The 21,727-nt window shown below is 39.2% G+C and carries 22 protein-coding genes and 1 tRNA gene; 1 reads left to right on the top strand and 22 read right to left on the bottom strand.

The features are described from left to right. Window positions 1–23 precede the first annotated feature (23 nt). The 8 genes from BUE08_RS03110 to hisZ form a co-directional block, all read right to left on the bottom strand. Window positions 24–99 (bottom strand) — tRNA-Val (locus BUE08_RS03110). Window positions 100–296: 197 nt separating this feature from the next. Then, window positions 297–941: a bifunctional phosphoribosyl-AMP cyclohydrolase/phosphoribosyl-ATP diphosphatase HisIE gene (hisIE, locus tag BUE08_RS03115; protein WP_286680354.1), complete on the bottom strand. Its 645-nt coding sequence runs from the start codon at window positions 939–941 to the stop codon at window positions 297–299. Window positions 942–943: 2 nt separating this feature from the next. Beyond that, window positions 944–1,693: an imidazole glycerol phosphate synthase subunit HisF gene (gene hisF, locus BUE08_RS03120; protein ID WP_059031551.1), complete on the bottom strand. Its 750-nt coding sequence runs from the start codon at window positions 1,691–1,693 to the stop codon at window positions 944–946. Continuing rightward, on the bottom strand, window positions 1,686–2,438 hold the full coding sequence (gene hisA, locus BUE08_RS03125) for a 1-(5-phosphoribosyl)-5-[(5-phosphoribosylamino)methylideneamino]imidazole-4-carboxamide isomerase (protein ID WP_059031552.1): 753 nt from the start codon (window positions 2,436–2,438) through the stop codon (window positions 1,686–1,688). The genes hisF and hisA overlap by 8 nt, the downstream gene beginning before the upstream one ends. A 28-nt stretch (window positions 2,439–2,466) precedes the next feature. After that, on the bottom strand, window positions 2,467–3,051 hold the full coding sequence (hisB, locus tag BUE08_RS03130; RefSeq protein WP_286680355.1) for an imidazoleglycerol-phosphate dehydratase HisB: 585 nt from the start codon (window positions 3,049–3,051) through the stop codon (window positions 2,467–2,469). Between the two features lie 15 nt (window positions 3,052–3,066). Further along, window positions 3,067–4,188: a histidinol-phosphate transaminase gene (gene hisC / locus BUE08_RS03135; protein WP_286680356.1), complete on the bottom strand. Its 1,122-nt coding sequence runs from the start codon at window positions 4,186–4,188 to the stop codon at window positions 3,067–3,069. A 45-nt stretch (window positions 4,189–4,233) separates the two neighbouring features. Then, on the bottom strand, window positions 4,234–4,854 hold the full coding sequence (hisG, locus tag BUE08_RS03140; RefSeq protein WP_286680357.1) for an ATP phosphoribosyltransferase: 621 nt from the start codon (window positions 4,852–4,854) through the stop codon (window positions 4,234–4,236). A 28-nt stretch (window positions 4,855–4,882) separates the two neighbouring features. Continuing rightward, window positions 4,883–5,989, bottom strand: coding sequence for an ATP phosphoribosyltransferase regulatory subunit (gene hisZ / locus BUE08_RS03145; RefSeq protein WP_286680358.1), 1,107 nt, complete (start codon window positions 5,987–5,989; stop codon window positions 4,883–4,885). 149 nt (window positions 5,990–6,138) lie between these two features. Between hisZ and BUE08_RS03150 the strand changes: the two genes are divergently transcribed. Further along, window positions 6,139–7,497: a phosphomannomutase/phosphoglucomutase gene (locus BUE08_RS03150; protein ID WP_286680359.1), complete on the top strand. Its 1,359-nt coding sequence runs from the start codon at window positions 6,139–6,141 to the stop codon at window positions 7,495–7,497. A 165-nt stretch (window positions 7,498–7,662) separates the two neighbouring features. On the opposite strand, the gene iolO is transcribed toward BUE08_RS03150, so the two are convergent. The 14 genes from iolO to BUE08_RS03220 all read right to left on the bottom strand — a co-directional run bounded on the left by iolO (window position 7,663) and on the right by BUE08_RS03220 (window position 21,721). Beyond that, entirely contained in the window at window positions 7,663–8,469 is an 807-nt protein-coding gene (gene iolO / locus BUE08_RS03155) for a 5-keto-L-gluconate epimerase (RefSeq protein WP_286680360.1), read from the bottom strand. A gap of 6 nt (window positions 8,470–8,475) precedes the next feature. Beyond that, window positions 8,476–9,864 (bottom strand): glycine--tRNA ligase, encoded by a 1,389-nt coding sequence (locus BUE08_RS03160; RefSeq protein WP_286680361.1) that lies wholly within the window; start codon window positions 9,862–9,864, stop codon window positions 8,476–8,478. A 279-nt stretch (window positions 9,865–10,143) separates the two neighbouring features. Further along, on the bottom strand, window positions 10,144–11,544 hold the full coding sequence (gene aspA / locus BUE08_RS03165) for an aspartate ammonia-lyase (protein WP_286680362.1): 1,401 nt from the start codon (window positions 11,542–11,544) through the stop codon (window positions 10,144–10,146). A gap of 216 nt (window positions 11,545–11,760) precedes the next feature. Then, the gene (locus BUE08_RS03170; RefSeq protein ID WP_286680363.1) at window positions 11,761–13,014 is read right to left on the bottom strand and encodes a dihydrolipoamide acetyltransferase family protein; all 1,254 of its coding nucleotides are present in this window, start codon (window positions 13,012–13,014) and stop codon (window positions 11,761–11,763) included. 12 nt (window positions 13,015–13,026) lie between these two features. After that, window positions 13,027–14,004 (bottom strand): alpha-ketoacid dehydrogenase subunit beta, encoded by a 978-nt coding sequence (locus BUE08_RS03175; RefSeq protein WP_286680364.1) that lies wholly within the window; start codon window positions 14,002–14,004, stop codon window positions 13,027–13,029. Window positions 14,005–14,036: 32 nt separating this feature from the next. Further along, window positions 14,037–14,996: a thiamine pyrophosphate-dependent dehydrogenase E1 component subunit alpha gene (locus BUE08_RS03180; RefSeq protein ID WP_059031563.1), complete on the bottom strand. Its 960-nt coding sequence runs from the start codon at window positions 14,994–14,996 to the stop codon at window positions 14,037–14,039. Window positions 14,997–15,111: 115 nt separating this feature from the next. Continuing rightward, window positions 15,112–16,401 (bottom strand): NAD(P)H-dependent oxidoreductase, encoded by a 1,290-nt coding sequence (locus BUE08_RS03185; protein WP_286680365.1) that lies wholly within the window; start codon window positions 16,399–16,401, stop codon window positions 15,112–15,114. A gap of 46 nt (window positions 16,402–16,447) precedes the next feature. After that, the gene (locus BUE08_RS03190) at window positions 16,448–16,819 is read right to left on the bottom strand and encodes a PTS glucitol/sorbitol transporter subunit IIA (protein ID WP_059031565.1); all 372 of its coding nucleotides are present in this window, start codon (window positions 16,817–16,819) and stop codon (window positions 16,448–16,450) included. A gap of 80 nt (window positions 16,820–16,899) precedes the next feature. After that, window positions 16,900–17,895 (bottom strand): PTS glucitol/sorbitol transporter subunit IIB, encoded by a 996-nt coding sequence (srlE, locus tag BUE08_RS03195; RefSeq protein ID WP_281797246.1) that lies wholly within the window; start codon window positions 17,893–17,895, stop codon window positions 16,900–16,902. A gap of 15 nt (window positions 17,896–17,910) precedes the next feature. Next, the gene (gene srlA, locus BUE08_RS03200) at window positions 17,911–18,438 is read right to left on the bottom strand and encodes a PTS glucitol/sorbitol transporter subunit IIC (protein WP_059031567.1); all 528 of its coding nucleotides are present in this window, start codon (window positions 18,436–18,438) and stop codon (window positions 17,911–17,913) included. Window positions 18,439–18,492: 54 nt separating this feature from the next. Continuing rightward, window positions 18,493–18,885, bottom strand: a complete 393-nt coding sequence (locus BUE08_RS03205; RefSeq protein WP_286680366.1) for a transcriptional regulator GutM — start codon at window positions 18,883–18,885, stop codon at window positions 18,493–18,495. After that, on the bottom strand, window positions 18,875–19,834 hold the full coding sequence (locus BUE08_RS03210) for a sugar-binding transcriptional regulator (RefSeq protein WP_286680367.1): 960 nt from the start codon (window positions 19,832–19,834) through the stop codon (window positions 18,875–18,877). The genes BUE08_RS03205 and BUE08_RS03210 overlap by 11 nt, the downstream gene beginning before the upstream one ends. A gap of 278 nt (window positions 19,835–20,112) precedes the next feature. Then, window positions 20,113–21,363 (bottom strand): PTS galactitol transporter subunit IIC, encoded by a 1,251-nt coding sequence (locus BUE08_RS03215; protein ID WP_059031570.1) that lies wholly within the window; start codon window positions 21,361–21,363, stop codon window positions 20,113–20,115. 73 nt (window positions 21,364–21,436) lie between these two features. After that, window positions 21,437–21,721 carry a PTS sugar transporter subunit IIB gene (locus tag BUE08_RS03220; RefSeq protein ID WP_059031571.1) on the bottom strand — a complete coding sequence of 95 codons (285 nt, stop codon included), beginning with the start codon at window positions 21,719–21,721 and terminating at the stop codon, window positions 21,437–21,439. Between the last annotated feature and the right edge of the window lie 6 nt (window positions 21,722–21,727).

Raw genomic sequence — 21,727 nt, forward strand, 5'->3', positions numbered from 1 at the left:
ACTGAACTACTGGGCCGCATATTTGGTGGGCGAAACAGGGCTCGAACCTGTGACCCCGTGCGTGTAAGGCACGTGCTCTCCCAGCTGAGCTATCCGCCCTAAAGACAATATTTAGTATACCTGAGAATCAATTTGGTGTCAAAAACCAGGAACAGTGATTATTAAATGTTTTTTCTTTCTTGCGAGTTGTATCTCTCGCTTGCTATGTTTATCTACTATATCTCCTGTATTTCTGAAACCATCAGCCTTGTAAGCTTCGTCGACTGTTTTTATTATACAAATTTTTAGGCTTTTTGTCAAGAACGCTGCTTGTGCCGCTTATCAAGCTCATCTGCAATTTCTTCTAATGATATCCCGTCATAGCGCAGTGCAACAAGCAAGTGAAAAATTAAGTCGGCTGATTCATATACTATATCATCTTTCTTTTGACTCATAGAAGCTATAATTACCTCTGCTGCCTCTTCCCCTACCTTTTTTAATATTCTCTCTCTGCCGCCTTTGTAAAGCTTCGCTACATAAGATGCCTCAGGCTTTTCGGAAAATCTCGAGTCTATTATTTCGGCAAGCTCATCTAAGAATTCCAGCGTGCCGGAAGAGTTTTCTTCTTCAGTTTCTTCAGCTTCTTTTGCATCCTTTAAGCTCCGGTAAAAGCAAGAAACATTTCCTGTATGACAGGCTGGTCCGGCAGCATCTACTTTTAGAAGAAGAGCATCCTCGTCGCAGTCATAAAAAATACTTTTTACATAGAGAAAATTACCGCTGGTCTCGCCTTTTTGCCAAAGGCTTTTTCTCTTGCGGCTGTAAAACCAGGCCGTTCTGGTTTCTAAAGTTTTCTTAAGCGATTCCTCATTCATGTATGCCAGCATCAGCACTTCTTTTGTTTTGTAATCCTGGACTATCGCAGGCACAAGACCATTCTCGCCGTACTTTATATCGATCATTTCTACACATCTACTCCTTGAGACCTTAAATATTCTTTGATTTCGCTAATCTTTAGAATGCCTTTATGAAAAACTGATGCCCCTAAAGCTCCTGCCGCTTTACCCTCTACTAACACATCTTTAAAATGCTCCAGCTTCCCGGCCCCTCCGGAAGCTACGACCGGCACGTTTACTGCCTCTGCCACTGCCCGAGTCAGTGGTATGTCATAACCATTTTGAGCACCGTCTGCATCTATGCTTGTAAGAAGAATTTCTCCGGCTCCAAGTTCTGCAGCTTTTTTGCACCACTCGACTGCATCAAGCCCTGTTGGCTCTTTTCCTCCATATATGTAAACTTCCCAGCCTCCATTATTCTTTTTTGCGTCACATGCCAAAACGATATGTTCACTTCCAAATTTCTTAGCGCTTTCACTTATAAGTTGAGGATTCCTAACTGCTGCAGTTCCTATAGAAACCTTTGTAACTCCTGCTTCCAGTAATTTTTCAATATCTTCTAGTGTAGATATCCCACCGCCTACTGTAAAGGGCACATTTACTTTCTCTGCAACTTTCCTTGCCAAATCAACCATGGTTTTTCTGCCTTCCACTGTTGCCGATATATCCAAAAATACTATTTCATCGGCACCTTCTTTATCATAAAAGGCCGCCATTTCTACAGGGTCTCCCATATCCTCCACATTTTCAAAATTGATACCTTTTACTACTCTTCCATCTTTCATATCAAGGCAGGCAATGATTTTTTTCTTACTCATTTTGGCACACTCCCTTTTTAAAATAAAACTTCTTTAATACTGACTTTAAATCCAGGGTGCCATCATACAGGGCTCTTCCTATAATCGCCCCATCCAGGCCATGCCCCTCTAATTTTGCAAGCTTTTCTAAATCTTTTATAGAGGAAATACCTCCGGAGGCAATTACAGAAAAACCACCAAAGTCCAAAATTTTTTCGATGGCCGCAATATTTGGCCCCCGCATCATGCCATCTCTGGAAATATCAGTATAAATAATGGTTTTTACACCAATATTTTTAAGGGTTTTAAGTAATTCTTCCACCTTTATGCCGGAATCCTTTATCCAGCCTTCAACAGCTACTTCATCGCCTCGCGCATCGATGCCAACTGCCACTTTATCAGGCCCAGATTCTGATATAGTTTCTTCTATAAGCTTTAGATTATTAACGGCTGAGGTCCCGAAAACCAGGCGGTTTATTCCAAGGTTTAAATATCTTTCAACTGTTTCTTTATGTCTTATGCCGCCGCCAAGTTGAATATTTATGCAAACATCTTTGCGTATTTTTTCTATTATATCAAAATTAACAGGACAAGCGGTTTTTGCACCATCTAAGTCTACTATATGAATCCACTGCGCTCCTTGGCTTTGCCAGTGCTTTGCAGCATCAACGGGATTCTCGAAATAAACGGTTTCCTTTGAAAAATCACCTTGGGCAAGTCTTACGCACTTGCCTCCCATAATATCTACGGCCGGGTATATGTTCATCGGTTCACCTCGCAAAATTCACGGTTTTTTAAAGGACGCCCTTAGTAGACGGGACTCCCTTTTCTCTTGGATCGACACGCACTGCATCTTTCAATGCTCTGCCAAATGCCTTAAAAAGGGCTTCGATTATGTGATGGGTGTTTTGGCCTCTTATCGCATCTAAATGAAGGGTGACACAGGCACTACTTGCAAAAGCTCTGAAAAACTCCTCTACAAGCTCCACATCAAAATCTCCTACTTTATCTTTGCTAAAATCTGCATTAAAAAATAAAAACGGCCTGCCGCTAATATCCACAGCACAAAAAGCCAGGGCTTCATCCATGGGCACATAAAAGCTTCCATATCGGCCAATGCCTTCTTTTTTCCCTAATGCTTTAGCAAAAGTCTCTCCCAACACTATTCCAATATCTTCTGTTATGTGATGAAAATCTACTTCCACATCGCCTTTAGCTTCAATATCCAAGTCAAAAAGGGAATGACGTGAAAAAAGCGTCAGCATGTGATTTAGAAAAAAGGCTGGTGTTTGAATGGAGCTTTTTCCTTCTCCGTCTAAGTTTATCTTAAGTTTTATTTGTGTTTCCTTTGTATTTCTTATACTTTCAGCAATTCGCATCTAAAACCCACCTTTTTACTTAGAGCTCATTATTTCTTTCAAGGATGCTAAAAGCAAATCATTTTGCTCAGGGGTGCCTATGCAAAAGCGCAAACAATCTTTAAGCACATCATCGCCAAAGCGGCGAGTAAGTATGCCTTTCTTTAGTAGTTCCTCATATACCATATCTTTCGGCTTTTTAAGCTCACATAAGAAAAAGTTTGCAGAACTCGGATATACCGTTACACCGTCAATCTTTTCTAAGCCATTTTGCAGCCGCTCTCTTTCTTTTATAAATTCTTGCTGCACTTTTTTAAGCCAATCGGTTTGCCTTAACATTTCTACTGCTGCAATTTGCGAAAAAAGACTGACATTGTAAGGCATTTTTACCTTAAACAGCTGAGCTATCGCATCCTCATGGCCTATAGCGTATCCTACTCGCAGCCCTGCCAAGGAAAATATCTTGGAGAACGTACGAATGACTATGATGTTTGGGTATTTTGAAATACTGTCGGCAAATGTCTTGCCCCCAAATTCAAAATAGGCTTCGTCTATTGCCACGATTCCGTTAAAATCTCTTATCAGGTCTTCTAATTTGTCGTCATCGAAATAATCACCGGTCGGGTTGTTGGGATGACATAAAAACATCAATTGAGGTTTATCTTTTGTGAAATGCTTTTTTATATCATCAATTGGGATATCCCAAAAGCATTTACCCTTTTCTTGTTTTTTTAATAGGGGAACTTTGATGACATTGGATCCGGCAATTGTTGAAAAGATTTCATAGCTTGAAAATGTAGGAAATGGAATTATAACATCGCGACCGGGGCCTGCAAAGGCCATAATTATGTCATAGATTACCTCATCGCCACCACTGCCTACAAATATTTGGTCAAACTTTGCACCTGTATATTTTAAAAGGTTTTCTCTGACTTCGTCACAGGTGGGATCATAATAGTAATTAAAGTGCTCATCCATAAGCCTTTTCCATATCCGTTCTTTTATTTCAAGAGGCACGTCATATGGGCTTTCATTTGCATCAAGTTTTATCTTGCAGGGTTCATTTGACGGCATATACGGAACAAGATTTAATATATCTTCGCGCACAAAACGCGTAATTTGTGCTGTAATAGTAATCTCCTCCTTAACAGTTTCCATATTGCATAATTATACACCTTTGAAGACTAATATTCTACTGTAAAATCATGCAATCTTGTTCAATTTCTCCATTAAGCTCAATATCATATCAGATTTTATCCTAAAGCTAACCTGATTTGCAATAAGTCTGCTGCTTATCGGACATATTTCCTCAACTATTTTCAAATTATTTTTTTTAAGTGTCACCCCTGTTGAAACAATATCCACAATAGCGTCAGAAAGTCCTAATATCGGTCCAAGCTCAACAGAACCGTGAAGCTTTATTATTTCTACCGGAAATCCTTGCTTTATAAAATGTTCTTCTGCTATGTTCGGGTAGCTTGTGGCAACTCGGTAAATCGGCGCACCTTCTGGCATATCGGACGGAGCTGCTACTACCATCCGGCACTTTCCTATATTTAAATCTAGGAGCTCGAATACCTCATTTTTGTTTTCCAATAGTATGTCTTTGCCGGCAATTCCCACGTCGGCTACGCCGTGTTCTACATACGTAGAAACATCTGACGGTTTTGCTAAGATTATCCTTAACCCATAATCTTCAAAATCAAAAAACAGCCGCCGCGAGCTTTCGCTAATCTCCTCTAAGTTCATTTGTATCTTTTTAAAGAGCTCCAGGCTTTCTTCTAAAATTCTCCCTTTTGAAAATGCGATTTTAAGTAGTTCCAAAGAAAACTCTCCTTGCTAAATTAATATTTCAGTGATCTTTTTCTACAGAGACCATTTTAACTATCATGCCCTGATTTCTCATTTCTTCTGCTTTATTTAGGGCATCGGCAAATTTTTCCGGCATATAGAAAAGATAGAAAGGTCTATAATCATCTTCAACTTTTTTGTCAATTATAGTAAGAATACTGTTTTCTGAAAGGGCAAAACCAGTAGCAGGCCTTGAGCCGTTAAACTTGTCCAAAAGATTGTCGTACCTGCCGCCTCCCCCTAATGGAAATCCGGCTTCCGGTGAATATATTTCAAACACTATTCCGGTATAGTAATCCATTCCTCGGGCAAGCCCCGGGTCAAAGGTTATGCTTATGTTGTCAAATTTTCTTACTATCTTCCAAAGCTCCTCAAGCTCATATATTGCCATTTTACATTTATCATTAAGAGAAAACTTTCTAATCTCCTGCAATATTTTTGGGCCTCCATAGAAATACGGAAGAGATAAAAATATTTCCTTCACCGAGGTCTCAAGCTCATTAGATTCAACTAGTTCTTTTAACAGAACAAAATTTTTATTTTTAATCGCCCATGCTATATTATCTTTTAAAGAAGAGTCTCCTTCTACTTCATCTAAAAGGCCTTCTAAAAACTTCGTGTGCCCAACATTTATAATAAAGTCACTTATTCCGGCTTTCTCTAAGATTGAAGATGCAAGAAGTATAATTTCAATATCAGCCTCAATACCCGGGATACCTATTAGCTCAGCGCCTATTTGATAGAACTCCTGGTCTTTTCCTTTTTGCATCTCCTGGAATCTAAAAACGTTAGACATATAGCAAAATCTTAAAGGCAAGTTGTGATCGCTGTAATGAGTTGCCACCATTCTTGCAATAGATGTGGTAATATCCGGTCTTAGCGCCATAACGCTGCCTTGTCTGTCAAAAAATTTAAACACCTTTTCGGCAAAGCCATGCTGACCGCTCCGCGCAAATGTCTCTAAGTATTCAAAAGAAGGTGCTGTTATCTCTTCATAACCCCAACTGTTTAAAATTTCAGCAGCTGCGCTTTCGATGCGATTTTTTTTGCGGACTTGGGGAGGCAAGTAATCTTTTACCCCTGCCGGTTTTCTGAAATATCTTGGCATTGCTGCACATCCTTTAGTATATTAAATCGTTAAAGGAATATTAACATAACAATTTGGAATAATCAATAGGAATATGTTATAATTTATATTACAAAAAGATTATAACAACTTTAGACACAAGTATGGTTTAGGGTTAAGGGGGCAATATTATGAAGCTGAATCCATATGTATTCCGGCAGTACGATATCAGAGGTATTGTAGGAAAGGAACTGGATGAAGAATTTGCAAGGGGGCTGGGCCGGGCCTTTGGAACATTTGCGCAAAGAGGAGGCCATCACTGCGCAATTGTGGGATGTGATAACCGAGAATCTTCGCCGGCACTCAAAAAAGCTGTCATCGAAGGGCTGCTTTCTTCAGGATGCGATGTGGTAGACATAGGGACGGTTACGACTCCAATATTTTATTTTGCGCGTGTGCATTATGATATAAATCCGGGTATTATGGTAACTGCAAGTCATAACCCTCCGGAGTTTAATGGCTTTAAGGTGGCATACGGCCCGGCGACGCTTTATGGAGATGATATTCAAAGGCTTAGGGTAATGATGGAAAAGGATGACTTTATTTCAGGAAACGGCTCTTTGAGCTGCAAAAATCCTTGCGAAGATTACATAAATATGATTTGTGAAAAAGTAAAGCTTTCAAAAAGTCTAAGGGTCGGCATAGATTGTGGAAACGGCACTGCATCTCTTTTTGCTGAAAAGCTTTTTACTCGTTTAGGTGTCGATGTATATCCTTTATACTGCGAATCTGATCCTACTTTTCCAAATCACTTTCCCGATCCGGTTAAACCCGAAAATTTAGCAGATCTTAAAGAATTAGTTTTGAAAGAAAAACTGGATGTAGGTATTGGATTCGACGGCGACGGTGACAGAATCGGCGTTGTAGATGATAAGGGAAATATAATTTACGGCGATATGCTGATGGTATTATTTTGGCGGGAGATAATGCCAAAATACCCCGGTGCCATAGCAATTGTAGAGGTAAAATGTTCTCAAGCTTTGGTAGATGAAATAAAAAAACTAGGTGGCAAGCCTATGTTCTATAAAACAGGTCATTCACTGATAAAGGCAAAAATGCGGGAAGTTGGAGCTATATTTACCGGCGAAATGTCCGGGCATATGTTTTTTGCAGATGAATACTATGGTTTTGACGATGCATTTTATGCCGCAGCAAGACTGCTGAGGATTTTATCCAACACCGACAAAAAACTTTCTGAGCTGCTGGCTGATGTTCCTAAATACTATTCCACACCGGAAATTCGGGTCCCGTGTCCTGATGAAGAAAAGTTGGGTAAAGTGGAGGCCGTAAAAAACTTCTTCAAAGACAAATACCCCATAATCGATGTAGACGGAGCAAGAATAGTTTTTCCTGACGGCTGGGGACTTGTTAGAAGTTCAAACACCGGCCCCGAGCTTATAGTAAGATGTGAATCAAAAACACCTGAGGGTTTGGAGAAAATCAAAAAGGAAATCCAGGAAGCCCTGGCACCTTTAAAAGTATTTGAGTGATTAGTGGGTTTCTATATGTATAGAAGGCTACTTAACTATAAGTAGCCTTCTATCGTATTTCTCTACTAATTTTTCGCAATAAATCTAATTCTAATCGCACTTTTTCTGCTGTTCCCGCTTAGAATGACGCCCATTCCAGACATACAAAATAAGCTTTAAATTTGCTTATAATAAAGGTTTGATGTTTTTTATTGATTTTTCTGCAGCCACATCAGGCGTAGGAAATGGCAGACATTCAAAAGCTATGAAACCATCATACTTTATATCTTTTAATGCTCTGATGATACTTCTAAAGTCAATATGGCCATGGCCGGGATACCATCTATCGCTGTCGGCAAAATGAAAATGTCCTAAGAATTCTCTTGCTTTAAGTATGCTTTTTCCCATATCGGGTTCTTCTATATTCATATGAAACGTGTCTAGATGTATTTTAAGATGCGGTGAATTTATTTTTTTGATAAACTCCAGGCTTTCTTCAACATTGTTAATGAAATTTGTTTCGTACCTATTTATTGCCTCATTTAAGATAGTGACATTGTTTTTTTCTGCAAAATTAATTACCTTATCGAAACATTCAAAAGCATAATTTTTGTATTTTTTGCGGTCATTTGTATCTATAATAGTACCTCTCATTGAACCTATTATTACCTTTGCGTTAAGCTTTTTTGCAGCACAAATATGATCAAATATCCTTCTTATAGCTTTATCTCTAATGTCATCATCCGGATCTGTAAAACTTAATCCATCGATCCCATAACCCATACCTGTTCCGATAGTAGAAACTGCAATATTGTTTTTATCACATGTCTTTTGTATCTCCTTGATATCTAACGTATTTGGGTCTTTTACATGGATTTCTACCGCATCATATCCCATCTGTGCCGCTTTTTGGATATTTTCGGTATAGCTTCCTCTTAAAACAATCGGCGCATTTTCAGCTGCTGACTCTGCTATTGTAATACTGAGTTTCATTTATGGTCACCGCTCAAGATTTAGTTTTTCTTTTAAGTAATCCTTCACTTTTTCTATTTCTACCCTGTCCTGCTGCATGGTATCTCTGTCTCTTATTGTAACTTTATTATCTTCCAAGCTGTCAAAGTCTATGGTAATAGCAAAGGGGGTCCCGATTTCATCCTGTCTGCGGTAGCGTTTACCTATACTGCCTGTGTTATCATACTCAACATTGTAATGTTTTTTTAGGTCATGATAAATTTTCAAGGCGAGTTCTTCTAAAGGTTCTTTCCTTAAAAGCGGAAGCACGGCGCACTTGATAGGTGCAAGACTTGGCTTTAGGTGAAGCACTACCCGAGTTTCACCTTCTACTTCTTCTTCGTCATATGCATCGCACAAAACAGCTAAAATTGTTCTGTCTACTCCAACTGAAGGCTCAATTACATATGGAACTATTTGTTTATTTTCTACAGGATCAAAATATGTTAGAGATTTACCTGAATATTCCATATGGCGTGTTAAGTCATAATCGGTTCTGTTTGCAACGCCCCACAATTCACCCCAACCAAAGGGGAATTTATATTCAAGATCGGTTGTGGCTTTAGAATAATGTGAAAGTTCTTCAGGAGAGTGATCTCTTAGTCTCAGATTTTCCTTCCTCACTCCGAGCAATGTAAAAAATTCCATTGTAAACTTGCGCCAGTATTCGAACCATTCTTGGTCATCTCCGGGTTTTACGAAAAACTCCAACTCCATCTGCTCAAATTCCCTTGTTCTAAAGATAAAATTACCCGGTGTTATTTCATTTCTAAATGATTTTCCTATCTGAGCAATGCCAAATGGCAGTTTCATGCGGCAAGAGTCCAAAACATTTTTGAAGTTTACAAATATGCCTTGGGCTGTTTCGGGACGAAGGTAAACTACCGAGCTTGAATCCTCTGTAACCCCTTGATATGTTTTAAACATTAAGTTGAATACCCTGGCTTCTGTCCATGCTACGCTGCCGCATACTGGGCATTTTATGTTGTTTTCATGAATTATTTTTGTAAGTTCGTCAACTTTTTTACCCTCAACATGCATATCAAGTGCATCTTCTATAAGATGATCCGCTCGAAATCTGGATTTGCACTGCTTGCAATCTATTAAAGCATCATTAAAGCCTGCCACATGGCCGGAGGCCTCCCAAACCTTAGGGTGCATCAAAATTGCACTATCCAGACCTACTACGTCATCTCTTTCATGAACTACTTTTTTCCACCAAAAATCCTTCACATTTCTTTTAAGTTCTGTTCCTAGTGGTCCATAATCCCAAGTATTGGCAAGCCCTCCGTATATAGCCGAACTTTGGAAAATGAATCCTCTCTTCTTACAAAGTGAAACTATCTTGTTCATATTTTTTTCAGTATCCTTAATCATTACAAATTTCCTCCCGTTAAATAATAGTTAAAATACTAAAACCCCTAAACCACTTTAATGGTCTAGGGGTCCTTTGTTTCCGGACGGTTCCACCCTAGTTGCAGGAATCTCCTGCCACTTTTTGGAACTTACTATAAGTTTTTAAACTACAGCATTCTGTTGCCAGACCCTTTTATACCGCAGAGCTTGCACCATCCTCTGCTCGCTTTAAGGCATTGAAAAAGGTCACCAGACGCTTAGATAAAATATATACTATTGTTTATGCCAAGTCAAGACTCTTTATTCACATAAAATGCCGGGTTCTGTCATGGCCTTTGGTGAGAGAATTTCTTCTATTATGTCTTCGGGTAAAATCTTTTTTCTCAAAAGTATTTCCTGAACTGTTTCATCGCTTTCTGATAGCTCTTTTGCAATTTGCGATGCTTTTTCATATCCGATATGAGGAAGTAAAGCTGTTATTATGCCGATGCTTTTTTCTACCATTTCCCTGCAGTGTTCCTTGTTGGCTGTTATTCCAACTATACATTTTTCTCTAAATGTCCTTATAGCATTTGTTAAAATCTCTACAGATTGAAGCAGATTATAAACGATGACAGGTTCCATTACATTTAACTCCAGTTGGCCTGCACCGGCTGCAAGGCTTATTGTATGATCATTGCCCATTACCTGAAATGCGACTTGGTTTACAACCTCAGGGATTACGGGATTTACTTTGCCTGGCATTATGGAAGAACCCGGCTGCATCGGAGGAAGCTTGATTTCCGCAATACCGGCTCTTGGCCCTGAAGCCATTAGGCGTAAATCATTAGCGATTTTTGATAAATTCAAAGCTAATATCTTCAGCGTCGACGAAAAGTCTGCCAGAGCATCTGTATTTTGAGTAGCGTCAACTAAGCTTTCTGTCTTTTTTAAGGGAAGGCCTGAGATGTCTTTAAGATATTTTACAGCAAGCTCTATATACTCCACCTTTGCGTTAAGACCTGTGCCTACGGCAGTTGCTCCTAAATTTATCTCATGAAGAGCTTTAAGTGAAGTTTTTATTCTATTTACATCTCGTCCGATTGCTCTTGAATATGCCTCGAATTCTTGCCCCATTCTAATAGGAACAGCATCCTGCAGATGGGTGCGGCCTATTTTTACTACATCATCTAATTCTTTAGCCTTTTTTAGTAAGGCATTTTGTAGTAATTTTATTTCATCAAGAAGATTTTTTGTAAGTTTTATCGTTGCAATGCGTATAGCTGTGGGAAACACATCATTTGTCGACTGCGACATATTTACATCTGTATTTGGTGAAATTATCGTGTAATCCCCTTTTTCGCCGCCTAAAATTTCGATTGCCCGGTTAGCTATGACTTCATTTACATTCATGTTTATAGAGGTGCCTGCCCCGCCTTGAATTGCATCAACCACAAATTGGTCGGCAAGTTTTCCGGCTAGTATTTCGTCAGCAGCGTAAATAATAGCCTTGCCTTTTCTTTCATCTAAAAGGTCAAGTTCCATATTCGCCATTGCCGCCGCTTTTTTAACCATGGCAACTGCTAAAAACAGTTCCGGATGAGGCTTATGCCCCGTTATATTGAAGTTTTCTACGGCCCGCAGGGTTTGTATTCCGTAATAAGCATCCTTTGGAACTTCTTTGTCTCCCAATAAATCATGCTCAATCCTAAATCCGCTCATTTATTATCCTTCTCCTTTTTAAAATCTTTAAAAGATCTTAAAGTTGTATTCTGTGTATTGTATACATATTTTATCATACTTAAGTTTTATGCACAATAACTCTTGCAAATAAAAACCCAATCCCTGCAGCATCTCTCTTTAGAAAGATTTGCCTTATTGGGATTGGGTAAGCGTTTCATTATTTAACCTGTGAGTTTTAAATATTAGAATTAAATTTTAAAGTATCATATTAATAGGTTCCTCAAGAATTTGCTTTAGGTTCTGAAGGAATTTTGCTCCTGCTGCGCCGTCTATCGCTCGATGATCACAGGAAAGCGTCAGGTTCATCATGGGTTTTACGACAATTTCATCGTTTTCCGCTGCCACCGGTTTTTTCATCATCTTTCCTACTGCAAGTATGGCTGTTTCAGGTTGATTGATTATTGCGCTAAAGTTTTCTATATCATACATGCCCAGATTGGATATGGTAAATGTGCCTCCATAATAATCATCAGGCAGTAATTTTCTATCCCTCGCCTTTGCGATAAGTTCTGAAGTTTCTTTTGCTATTTCTATCAGACCTTTTCTGTCGGCATTCTTGATTACAGGAACGATTAAACCATCATCTAATGCTACTGCAAGACCTATATTTATTTCTTCTTTTAAAATTATCTCTTCTTCTGTGAAACTAGAATTTATTATCGGATTTTGCTTTAGTGCCACTGCCACAGCTTTAATTAATATATCGTTATACGAGAGTTTAACATTGTGCTTTTCTATAAAAGACGGAAGTAATTTTTCTCTAAGTTCTATAACTTTTGTCATATCTGCATCTAAAGATAGATAAATGTGAGGTGCAAGTTTTTTGCTGGCAGCCATTTTTTCTGCGATTATTTTTCTCATACCTGTTACGGGAATTGTTCTTTTTATAGTAAACTCAGCAGGTTTAAGCTGCTTATCTATTTGCTTTGCTTGCTCTACTTCTCTTTCAGGCGGAGCAGATTCAGATTTGGTTCTTTCAATATAAGACGTTACATCTTTTTCTACTATCCTGCCTCCGGGACCTGTGCCTATCAGTTTAGATAAATCTATGTTGTTTTCTTTCGCAATTCTTCTTGCTGCAGGAGATGCTTTAATTTTTCTCAAAGGTCCGGTCTCTTCAGTGGAAGGTTTTTCTTCTTGCGTTTTCTGCTCCGTTTCCTTTGCTTCGATTTTTTCCTTTTGTCCGCTAAGGTATTGGGAAATATCTTCGTTTTTATCTGCTATTATGGCTATAGGCTCCCCGATATGAACGATTTCTCCTTCTTTTACGAGAATTTTTCTAAGTATTCCAGAGGCCGGTGCTTCATCTTCGATATTTACTTTGTCTGTTTGAATTTCTGCATATACCTCGCCTTCTTGAATAGGGTCGCCTTCTTTTTTCAGCCATTTTGTAATTGACCCTTCGGTCATTGTAGTGCCAAGTTTTGGCATGGTAACTATGGTAGCCATGGGTATCCTCCTTTACGCCAGCACTTCTTTTACGCCCTGGATAATGTTTTCTACTTGAGGTACTGCATGTCTTTCAAGATTCGGATTATAGGGAATTGGTATATCAAGTCCCGCCAATCGCTTTATCGGCGCATCGAGGTAGTCAAATGCTTCGCTTCCTGCAATCTGAGCAGCTATTTCCGCTCCCCAGCCATAGTATATGGGATCATCTTCAACTATCATTACCCTGCCGGTTTTTTTGACTGAATTTACTATGGTTGGAAGATCTAAGGGTTTTAAAGTTCTGGGATCTACTACTTCTATATCTATTCCTTCTTTTTCTAATTCCTTAGCGGCCTCTAAAGCTCTTTGCACCATTATGGAACCTGCAACTACGGTAATGTCTTTACCCTGTCGTTTTATATCGGCCTTTCCTATCGGCACGATGTAATCTTCCTCCGGCACCTCTCCTTTTGTCCAATAAAGTAATTTATGTTCGGCAAAAACCACAGGATTATTATCTCTTATAGAAGCTTTTATCAAACCTTTTGCGTCATATGCCGTTGATGGCATTACCACCTTTAGACCGGGAAAATGGGCAAATACAGCCGGAAAGCTTTGAGAGTGCTGAGCAGCAGCTCCTGTGCCACAACCCATAGGTCCTCGAATAACCATAGGCACTTGTGCTTTTCCGCCAAACATGTACCTTATCTTTGCGCCTTGGTTTACTAGTTGGTCCATGGCGATTGTGAAAAAGTCAAAGAACATAATCTCTGCTACTGGCCGCATACCGCACAGTGCCGCTCCTACTGAAGCCCCGGCTATTGCAGCTTCAGATATAGGCGTGTCAATTATCCTGTCTTCGCCAAATTCCTCAAAAAGCCCCTTGGTAACTCCGAATGCACCGCCATAAAGTCCTACGTCTTCTCCTAAAATAAAGACATTTTTGTCCCTTATAAGTTCTTCCCGCAGCCCTTCTCTTAAGGCCTCAATATAAAGTTTTTCAGCCAATTATATCGCCTCCGATTCCATTTTCCTTGTTTTCATGCATATACGCCTTCCATAATTTCTTCGACTTTGGGCTCGGGACTGTTTTTTGCATACTCTAAGGCTTCTTGAATAGCTTTTTCTACTGATTTTTCGATTTGGTCAAGTTCTTCTTCTGTAGCAACGCCTTCGCTTATCAATTTCTGTCTATATCTTTTTATGGGACATTTTTGTTTCCATGCCTCTTCTTCTTCTCTTGTCCTGTAAACTCTCGGGTCGCTTTTTGAATGCCCAAGCCAACGATAGGTTTTAGCTTCTATAATAGATGGGCCCTGACCTTGTCTTGCTCGTTCTACTGCTGCTTTTGTCACCTCGTATACCGCCTCTACGTCATTACCGTCGACTATAACGCCCGGTATATTGTATGCTGCTGCCCTGTCTGCTACGTCCTTTGCAGCACTTGCCTTTTCGAAAGGAACAGACATTCCATATAGATTGTTTTCACAAAGATATACTACCGGCAATTTTTTAACTGCACCAAAATTTACTGCTTCATGAAATGCTCCCTGATTTGTAGCTCCATCTCCAAAAAAGCACAGCGTCACTTTTCCGTCGTTTCTCAATTTAGAAGCAAGGGCAGCACCGGTTGCTATTGGTATGCCGCCGCCTACTATCCCGTTTGCACCTAAGTTCCCCATTGTAAGGTCCGCTATGTGCATAGAACCGCCGCGCCCCCTGCAGTATCCTGTCTCTTTTCCTAAAAGTTCGGCAAACATTTGAGGAAGTTTGCCACCTTTTGCTATGCAGTGGCCATGGCCTCTATGGGTGCTTGTAATCATGTCATCTTTTTCTAAGGCGGCTATTGATCCCACCGCCGATGCCTCTTCTCCCACCGAAAGATGGCAGGTTCCCCATATAAGATTTGCCTTGAAAAGCCTATCCACCTCCAACTCAAAATTTCTTATTTCACACATCTTTTGATACATCCACAACTTCTTATCCTTGGTCAAATTCATTAAACCAGCTCCTTTGGATAATGACTCAAGAATTTTAACAAATTCTAATGCTCTTTATTTTTATACTTAACACCAGTTTCTATGGAATATTTTGTGTTACATGATTCAAACCAAACTAAAAAGTCATATCTTGTAATTTGCGCAACTGTAAGATAAACGAATTCTCGTCTAGTTCTACTGCATCATATGTTAAGGTTTCTCCTTTTTTAATATCAGTTTTAACTTTTACTTTAGGGCTTACCAATCCTATCGGAAGAGCGTTATCTTTTTTGGCATTTTCAAAGGTGTCAATTACTCCGTATACTGTATAACCTCCAATGCTATCAAGGTATTCTCCCGCCTTCAAGTCTTTCTTGGCTACCGCTACTGTCTCAGAAACCGGAGCTCCCTTTGGCACTATTGTTGGCTCGTGATATATGCAAGCCCTTGCTGCAGACAAAGGTGTTTCGATGCTTGTAAGATGGTATGGTCTATACAAAATATAGTTAGGACCTTCACCCATAGAAAGATATGCCATTTCTTCTTTTACCGCCGGAAGATCTGTAGTTATTATGACAAAAACTCCCGGGGCTATTCCTTTAACAAATTCTACCACTTGATATCTGTCTAGAATTCCTCCCTGCTCTTTTAAGCTTAAAAGCTTTGGAAGCTCTTTAACTGTAGACTCAGGTCCAATCATTCCTCTTTTTGTTGGTACGAAACCGGTTGCGTTTGAAACACATGTCATTTCGACCATAGTTTTGGTCCCATCGACAAAGGAAGCAAGCATTTTGGGATTCATATTACTTGCCTGAGCTTTTTCCCTAACGGTATCAGGATTAGCTTCGATGTCTAAAGGATTGTTTTTGCCTTTTCCTGCCACAAGTATCTTAAAGCCCATAGCATCTGCAAAATCATAAAGTTCTTTTACGGCTCCGGGTTCATCGCCTGCTGATACTGTGTATACGACGCCGGCACTGTCTGCCATCTTCTTAAGTAGCGGTCCTACTGTAACATCGGTTTCTACATTAAGCATCACTATATTTTTGCCGTTATAAATAGAATCAAAGGCTATACGCGCGCCAACATCAGGCACTCCGGTAAGATCTAAAACTACATCGATAGGAAGCGTGCTTGTAATTACGTTAAAGTCCTCTGTTATTACATATTTGCCCTTTTGTATAGCAGTCTCTGCTTCTACAGCTTTATTTGCAACTGCAATGTCATCACTGCTTATGCCTGCTAAAAGATATGCATTCTTTGCTCTTTCTATGTCTATATCCGAAATTATCGCAGGCAAAATACCTTTCATACAAAACATCTGGCTTACCATACCTCGTCCCATCTGCCCTGCACCTACTATACCGGCCTTTATCTTCTTTCCTTGCTCATCAAGCTCTTTAAGTTTTGTGTTTAAATTTAACATATCTATCTTCATCTCCCAATAAATTTATAAAATAGCAATAAAAATACTATTTTTTCTCATCTTTAATAATTATTATGTCTCCTTTTTTTAAAGAGAAAGGAAGTTCATCTCCATGTAGGTGAATATCCCCCGGCAATTCAGGCAAGTTTCTGCCATCGAATTTAAGACACGCGTGACCAATGTTTCTTAAGTTTCTATTTGCTATTTCTCCTACAGCCGTAACTTTGTATGAAAAATCTCCAAGAACTACCAAATCCCCAACCTCAACATCCTCTTCAAGACTGGCACCTGTATGCACAACAGATATTTCTTGAAGCTCCGGCGGCGCTGTTTTGTCAAACAATATAAGTATTCCTTGGCGCAGCAGTTCGTCTACCATTACACCTATTTCAATGATCGCAGCTTCGTACTTTGTCATATTTCCACTCCTTCGGATACAGTTCGAAATGCGTCTGCCGCAATAGCCCATTGCGGCAGCGCTTTTCTTTAATTTAAATGTTAACCTGCATATAATCCGATACTAAAAAGATAAGCTATTAGAACAGCAATCGGTCCTGTTATTAGTCTCGAAATAAGAATCGCACCTACACCGATTTCCACCGTCTCAGGTTTTGCTTCTCCAAGGCTTAGGCCCACTGGAATAAAGTCGCATCCTACTTGCGGATTGATAGCAAAGAGTGCAGGTAAAGCAAATTGTGGAGGTATATTGCCCTTACCAATTTCAACACCTACCAAAACACCTACGACTTGAGCTATAACAGCTCCCGGTCCTAAAAGCGGCGATAAAACAGGTATTGCGCATACTATTGAAATAAGTAGAAGACCCGGCAATGTTCCAGCAAGGGGAGCAATTATATTTGCTATCCAATCACCTACACCAGATTTTAAGATAATACCTATTAGCGTTGCCACAAATGCTATAAACGGAAGCACATTCTTTATAACTTGATCAATAGTTTCGCGTCCGGATTGATAAAATATACCTACGACTCCGCCCATTCCTCTGCCGATTTTTTCGATAATACCGGGTTTTCTTTCATATTCAATTTTTGCGGTTTTGACATCTTGAGTTTCTGAGCCTTTAGCTGTTTCTTCTGATCCAATATAGCTTGCCGCCTCTTCTTCAGATACAAAATGGATGTTTTCAGGCTTTACGCCGGAAACATATATATCTGCCTCGATGTATTTCGCCAGTGGTCCCACCTGACCAACCGGAGTCAAATTTATTGTGGGAATTCGCTTTTTAGGATAAACGCCGCACCTTGCAGTCCCTCCGCAATCAATAACTACGCAGCATATCTGATCATCCGGCACAGAAGTTTTGAAACCATCAACCGGTGTTCCGCCTGTCATTTCTGCAATCTTACGGGTTACTGCATCTATGCCGCCACCGGTAATCGAAACTATTTTATCTTTGCCTTCTTCGGGTTTTATTATCAAAGGTCCTCCCCAACCGCTGGGTCCTTTTTCAACTTTAACTGCTCTATATCCCATTTTTCACCCTCCCTATTAGATCGCAAGATCTCTTTGTCTCATCATTCTTAGGGTTAATCTTTCTGTAACGATACCTCTTATAAAAATAACTATTACACCAACTAGAAAATACCGTATTGCCAGTTGTCCCAGAGGTAATCCAAGCTGCTCAATGCCTTGGGCAATTCCCATGTAGACAAAAAGCTCCGCAGGATTTGCATGAGGAAATAATCCTACTATCGGGTGTACAAAGGAAACAGCCGCATCATAAAATGCCGGTTTATACTTTTCAGGTAAAAATCTTCCAAAAGTATAAGCCATAGGATTTGTCAAGAAAAACACAGCCATAACCGGCATTACAGTATAGCGCAGAATAGTGTATTTTGCTGCAGATTGTGCAACTCTATCAATATTTTCTTGACCTATAAATTTGATTAAAGCATTTATTGCCGTCATTAAACATATAAGTGTGGGTAAAATTCCGCCTGCCAAACCTAGAAATTGTTTGCCGCCTTCTTGAAATAACCCGATAAAGGTTTGTGCAAAACTTGCTAATGCATCCATCTACAATTTCCCTCCTATTTTTTTATTCTATTAATAAAAAAAATAATTTAATAATTACATGGAGCTTTCAACCTCCTTCTCCGACTTTTTTACCTGCTGCGCCGATTCTGCGGCTTTTAATATAGCGGTTTTCACAGGTTTGTCTATTCCGTCAAGTATTGAATCTATCTCTTGTATATTCTTGCCTTTTAAAAGATCTAGTGACCGAAATCTTGCAAATACGCTTATGCCTGACATTATTTCTGCATCAACAATATTGTTGTATGAATCGATCCCTAAAATAGCGATTGCGCCTTTCCCAAGCCAACCTTTGACCTGGCCAATGCCATATTTATGATAATTTTTAAACTTTGCAAGTTTGCCGTTGAAGTTTTTTATTTGAAAGTAAGATAAAATTCCTTGCACAATCCAAAGCGCAAAAACGACAATGGCTATTTCAAATCCCATAAACTTCTATCCTCTCAGAATTTTTTAATAAAAATTCGGCAGTTTCTTCATCTGTAACAAGTATATCAAGGTGGCGTCCTTTAACAGCTGCCAAGACGGCTTCATGCTTTGCTTTTCCGCCTGCCACTCCAACCACAGTCGGTATTTTATCTAGGTCTTCTATAGATATTCCTATTACTCGTTCGTTGAGTTCTATTGGGCATAAATTTCCTTCTTTATCTAAGAATATCCAAGAAATATCGCATACAGCCCCTGCCTCTTTCAGATGATTTAACTCCGATTCACTATAGTAGCCGGTTTGCCTTATGGTTGACTCCGGGTCCGTCGGTGAACCGATACCTACTACTGCAATAGTAGATTTTGCGGCAAGGTCTAAAATTTGCTTTATACTTCTGTCAGATACTAAAGATTCCCTTACTTCAATGCTGCTGACGGTAACCGGAGCATGTAAAAGGCGTCCTTTTCCTCCAAAAGCCCTGGCAAAATTTATAACAATTGCATTTGAATGTATATCTAATTTTGTCTGTCCTGCTCCGCCCACTAGAGGCACAAATGTTACATTTTTTACTTTAGTATTAATGTATTTAGGAATATGAACAAGCGTAGTACCCCACGAAACACCGACAATATCCCCTTCTTTTATTGTCCTTTCTAAGTATTCTGCAGTAGCCTCAGCTAACCTGTGCTTTAGCCCCTCTCCTTCTTCAGGCGGAGTAACTATAACCTCCCGCAGCCCAAAAGTTTTTTCCAATATATTTTCCAGCTTTGCATAACTTCCTTCATAGCGAATTTTTATTTCTACAATACCTTCATCTCTTGCCCTTTTGAGCAATCTTGATACAGAAGGACGTGAAATCCCTAACTTATTCGCAATTTCTTGCTGTGTCATACTCTCATCATAGTACATGTGAGCTACCTTTGTCAGGATTCTCTTGTCATTGCTCGCCATTTTTATCTCTCCGCTTTGAACATTTGTTCATATAATAATCTTTTGTTCAATTGTAGTTTAACTTAGATTTTTTGGTTTGTCAATAATTGTCTAACATTTATCAATAAATTCGTTTGTTTTATCCGGTACTTTATCAATATAAAGTTATTCTTGTAAATGTTAGTTTTCCAAAGTATTTAAGTATAAGTTTTTTGTAGACATTAATCAACTATATGCAAATAAGGTCTTTAGTTAACTAAAGACCTTATTTGCATATAGTTGATTAAGATCAGCGAAGGCTAGCCAAATAATTGCATAACTTTAAGAATAATCCATGTTAGCGGGTTAGCCCCATCACATATACTCGAAATTGTAGTCGCCCCTTCCGGGAACTGGAAGGCTGCATCAATCGCTGCTTGAGTATGGAGAGGAGATACGTTTGTGGCTATCAATAATCCTACAGCTATTACTAACGTCCCGATTATAACAGATCTAAAAACATTGCCTCTGCATATTGGGGCTATCATAGCTACCATAAAAGGTATTGTAGCAAGATCTCCGAAGGGTAGAACCCTGTTTCCAGGGACCACTAAAGCTAATAAAATAGTAACCGGAACTAATATTAGAGCCGTTGCGATAGCTGCGGGATGTCCTATAGCCACAGCCGAATCCAAACCTATATAGAATTCGTTTCCTGCAAATCTTTTCTGCATAAACTTCTTTGCTGCTTCAGATACCGGTATCAGACCTTCCATAAGTATGCGAACCATTCTAGGCATCAAAAACATAACTCCTGCCATTGACATGCCAAGATTTAAAGAATCCTTGATATCATATTTCGCGATTAGGCCTAAGACAATTCCCAAAATCAGGCCAACCATCATAGGTTCGCCAAGCACACCAAATCTTTTACTTATACTATCTGGATTTATATCTATTTTATTAATACCTGGGATTTTATCAAAAATTTTATTTAATGGTATTGCAACAGGAACATATGCCAGTGAAAATCCATGAGGCAATGAAATACCTGGTAAACCGTAAAATTCTTGGACTATGGGCGCTGTCCAATCTGCAAGTTTCAAGACTATAGCAGCATTTATAGCGGCTGCAATCATGCCGAGTGTTAAGTTATTTGTAGCTGCTGAAACTAAAGCCCCGGTAAATGCGAAATGCCAATAGTTCCACAAGTCCACATTAACAGTTTTTGTAGTTCTCGTTACTAACATAATTACATTGACTACAAGTCCTATAGGTATAACAAATGCACCAACCTTTGATGCGAAAGCAATTGCCGCAGCAGCAGGCCAACCCACGTCGATAACATCTAACTTAAGTCCACTGTTCTTTACTAATGCTTCAGCGGCAGGACCAAGATTATTAGACAGTAAACCAATTACCAGATTTATGCCTATAAAACCTATTCCGATTATGATGCCTGATCTCAAAGCCCTTCCTGGCTTTTCTCCAAAAATTAAGCTTAATATAAAAATTAATATCGGTAGCATAACAACAGCGCCTAAATCTAATATTGCATTTATAATAGACAAATTTACACTCTCCCTTCATTTCTAATTAATTTGTATATTTTGCAATTAATAACATGTCTAGGTTTAGGTGTTTTTACTTTTTTAGTTCGTCTATAATTTTTTTTATAGTTTCTTCTTCTCCTACCCCTGTTATAAAAGGCAAACCACTAATGACAGGAACATCATAATTACCGCTTACAAATGTTGTTGATATTATAAGATCTGCTCCATTAGAATAACTGTTTAATTCTGTAACTTTACATTGCGATATATCTGCCTTAATTCCCTCCTTTCTACATGCCTCTTCAACTTTTTCAGCAACTACTGTAGATGTAGCTATCCCTGTGCCACACGCAATTACTATCTTTTTACTTTTCATAAGTCC

The sequence above is a fragment of the Tepidanaerobacter sp. EBM-49 genome (assembly GCF_001896645.1).
GTDB classification, from domain to species: domain Bacteria; phylum Bacillota; class Thermosediminibacteria; order Thermosediminibacterales; family Tepidanaerobacteraceae; genus Tepidanaerobacter; species Tepidanaerobacter syntrophicus.

What these genes read in the sequence shown, in the direction of transcription:
- iolO (WP_286680360.1), bottom strand. Translation starts at nt 8,469, where the DNA reads ATGAAACTCAGTATTACAATAGCAGAGTCAGCAGCTGAAAATGCGCCG.
- srlA (WP_059031567.1), bottom strand. Translation starts at nt 18,438, where the DNA reads ATGGATGCATTAGCAAGTTTTGCACAAACCTTTATCGGGTTATTTCAA.
- hisA (WP_059031552.1), bottom strand. Translation starts at nt 2,438, where the DNA reads ATGAACATATACCCGGCCGTAGATATTATGGGAGGCAAGTGCGTAAGA.
- aspA (WP_286680362.1), bottom strand. Translation starts at nt 11,544, where the DNA reads ATGAGCGGATTTAGGATTGAGCATGATTTATTGGGAGACAAAGAAGTT.
- BUE08_RS03170 (WP_286680363.1), bottom strand. Translation starts at nt 13,014, where the DNA reads ATGGCTACCATAGTTACCATGCCAAAACTTGGCACTACAATGACCGAA.
- hisZ (WP_286680358.1), bottom strand. Translation starts at nt 5,989, where the DNA reads ATGCCAAGATATTTCAGAAAACCGGCAGGGGTAAAAGATTACTTGCCT.
- BUE08_RS03160 (WP_286680361.1), bottom strand. Translation starts at nt 9,864, where the DNA reads ATGATTAAGGATACTGAAAAAAATATGAACAAGATAGTTTCACTTTGT.
- BUE08_RS03180 (WP_059031563.1), bottom strand. Translation starts at nt 14,996, where the DNA reads ATGAATTTGACCAAGGATAAGAAGTTGTGGATGTATCAAAAGATGTGT.
- hisB (WP_286680355.1), bottom strand. Translation starts at nt 3,051, where the DNA reads ATGCGAATTGCTGAAAGTATAAGAAATACAAAGGAAACACAAATAAAA.
- BUE08_RS03150 (WP_286680359.1), top strand. Translation starts at nt 6,139, where the DNA reads ATGAAGCTGAATCCATATGTATTCCGGCAGTACGATATCAGAGGTATT.
- BUE08_RS03205 (WP_286680366.1), bottom strand. Translation starts at nt 18,885, where the DNA reads ATGGGATTTGAAATAGCCATTGTCGTTTTTGCGCTTTGGATTGTGCAA.
- BUE08_RS03185 (WP_286680365.1), bottom strand. Translation starts at nt 16,401, where the DNA reads ATGTTAAATTTAAACACAAAACTTAAAGAGCTTGATGAGCAAGGAAAG.
- BUE08_RS03190 (WP_059031565.1), bottom strand. Translation starts at nt 16,819, where the DNA reads ATGACAAAGTACGAAGCTGCGATCATTGAAATAGGTGTAATGGTAGAC.
- BUE08_RS03210 (WP_286680367.1), bottom strand. Translation starts at nt 19,834, where the DNA reads ATGGCGAGCAATGACAAGAGAATCCTGACAAAGGTAGCTCACATGTAC.
- srlE (WP_281797246.1), bottom strand. Translation starts at nt 17,895, where the DNA reads ATGGGATATAGAGCAGTTAAAGTTGAAAAAGGACCCAGCGGTTGGGGA.
- BUE08_RS03220 (WP_059031571.1), bottom strand. Translation starts at nt 21,721, where the DNA reads ATGAAAAGTAAAAAGATAGTAATTGCGTGTGGCACAGGGATAGCTACA.
- hisF (WP_059031551.1), bottom strand. Translation starts at nt 1,693, where the DNA reads ATGAGTAAGAAAAAAATCATTGCCTGCCTTGATATGAAAGATGGAAGA.
- hisIE (WP_286680354.1), bottom strand. Translation starts at nt 941, where the DNA reads ATGATCGATATAAAGTACGGCGAGAATGGTCTTGTGCCTGCGATAGTC.
- hisC (WP_286680356.1), bottom strand. Translation starts at nt 4,188, where the DNA reads ATGGAAACTGTTAAGGAGGAGATTACTATTACAGCACAAATTACGCGT.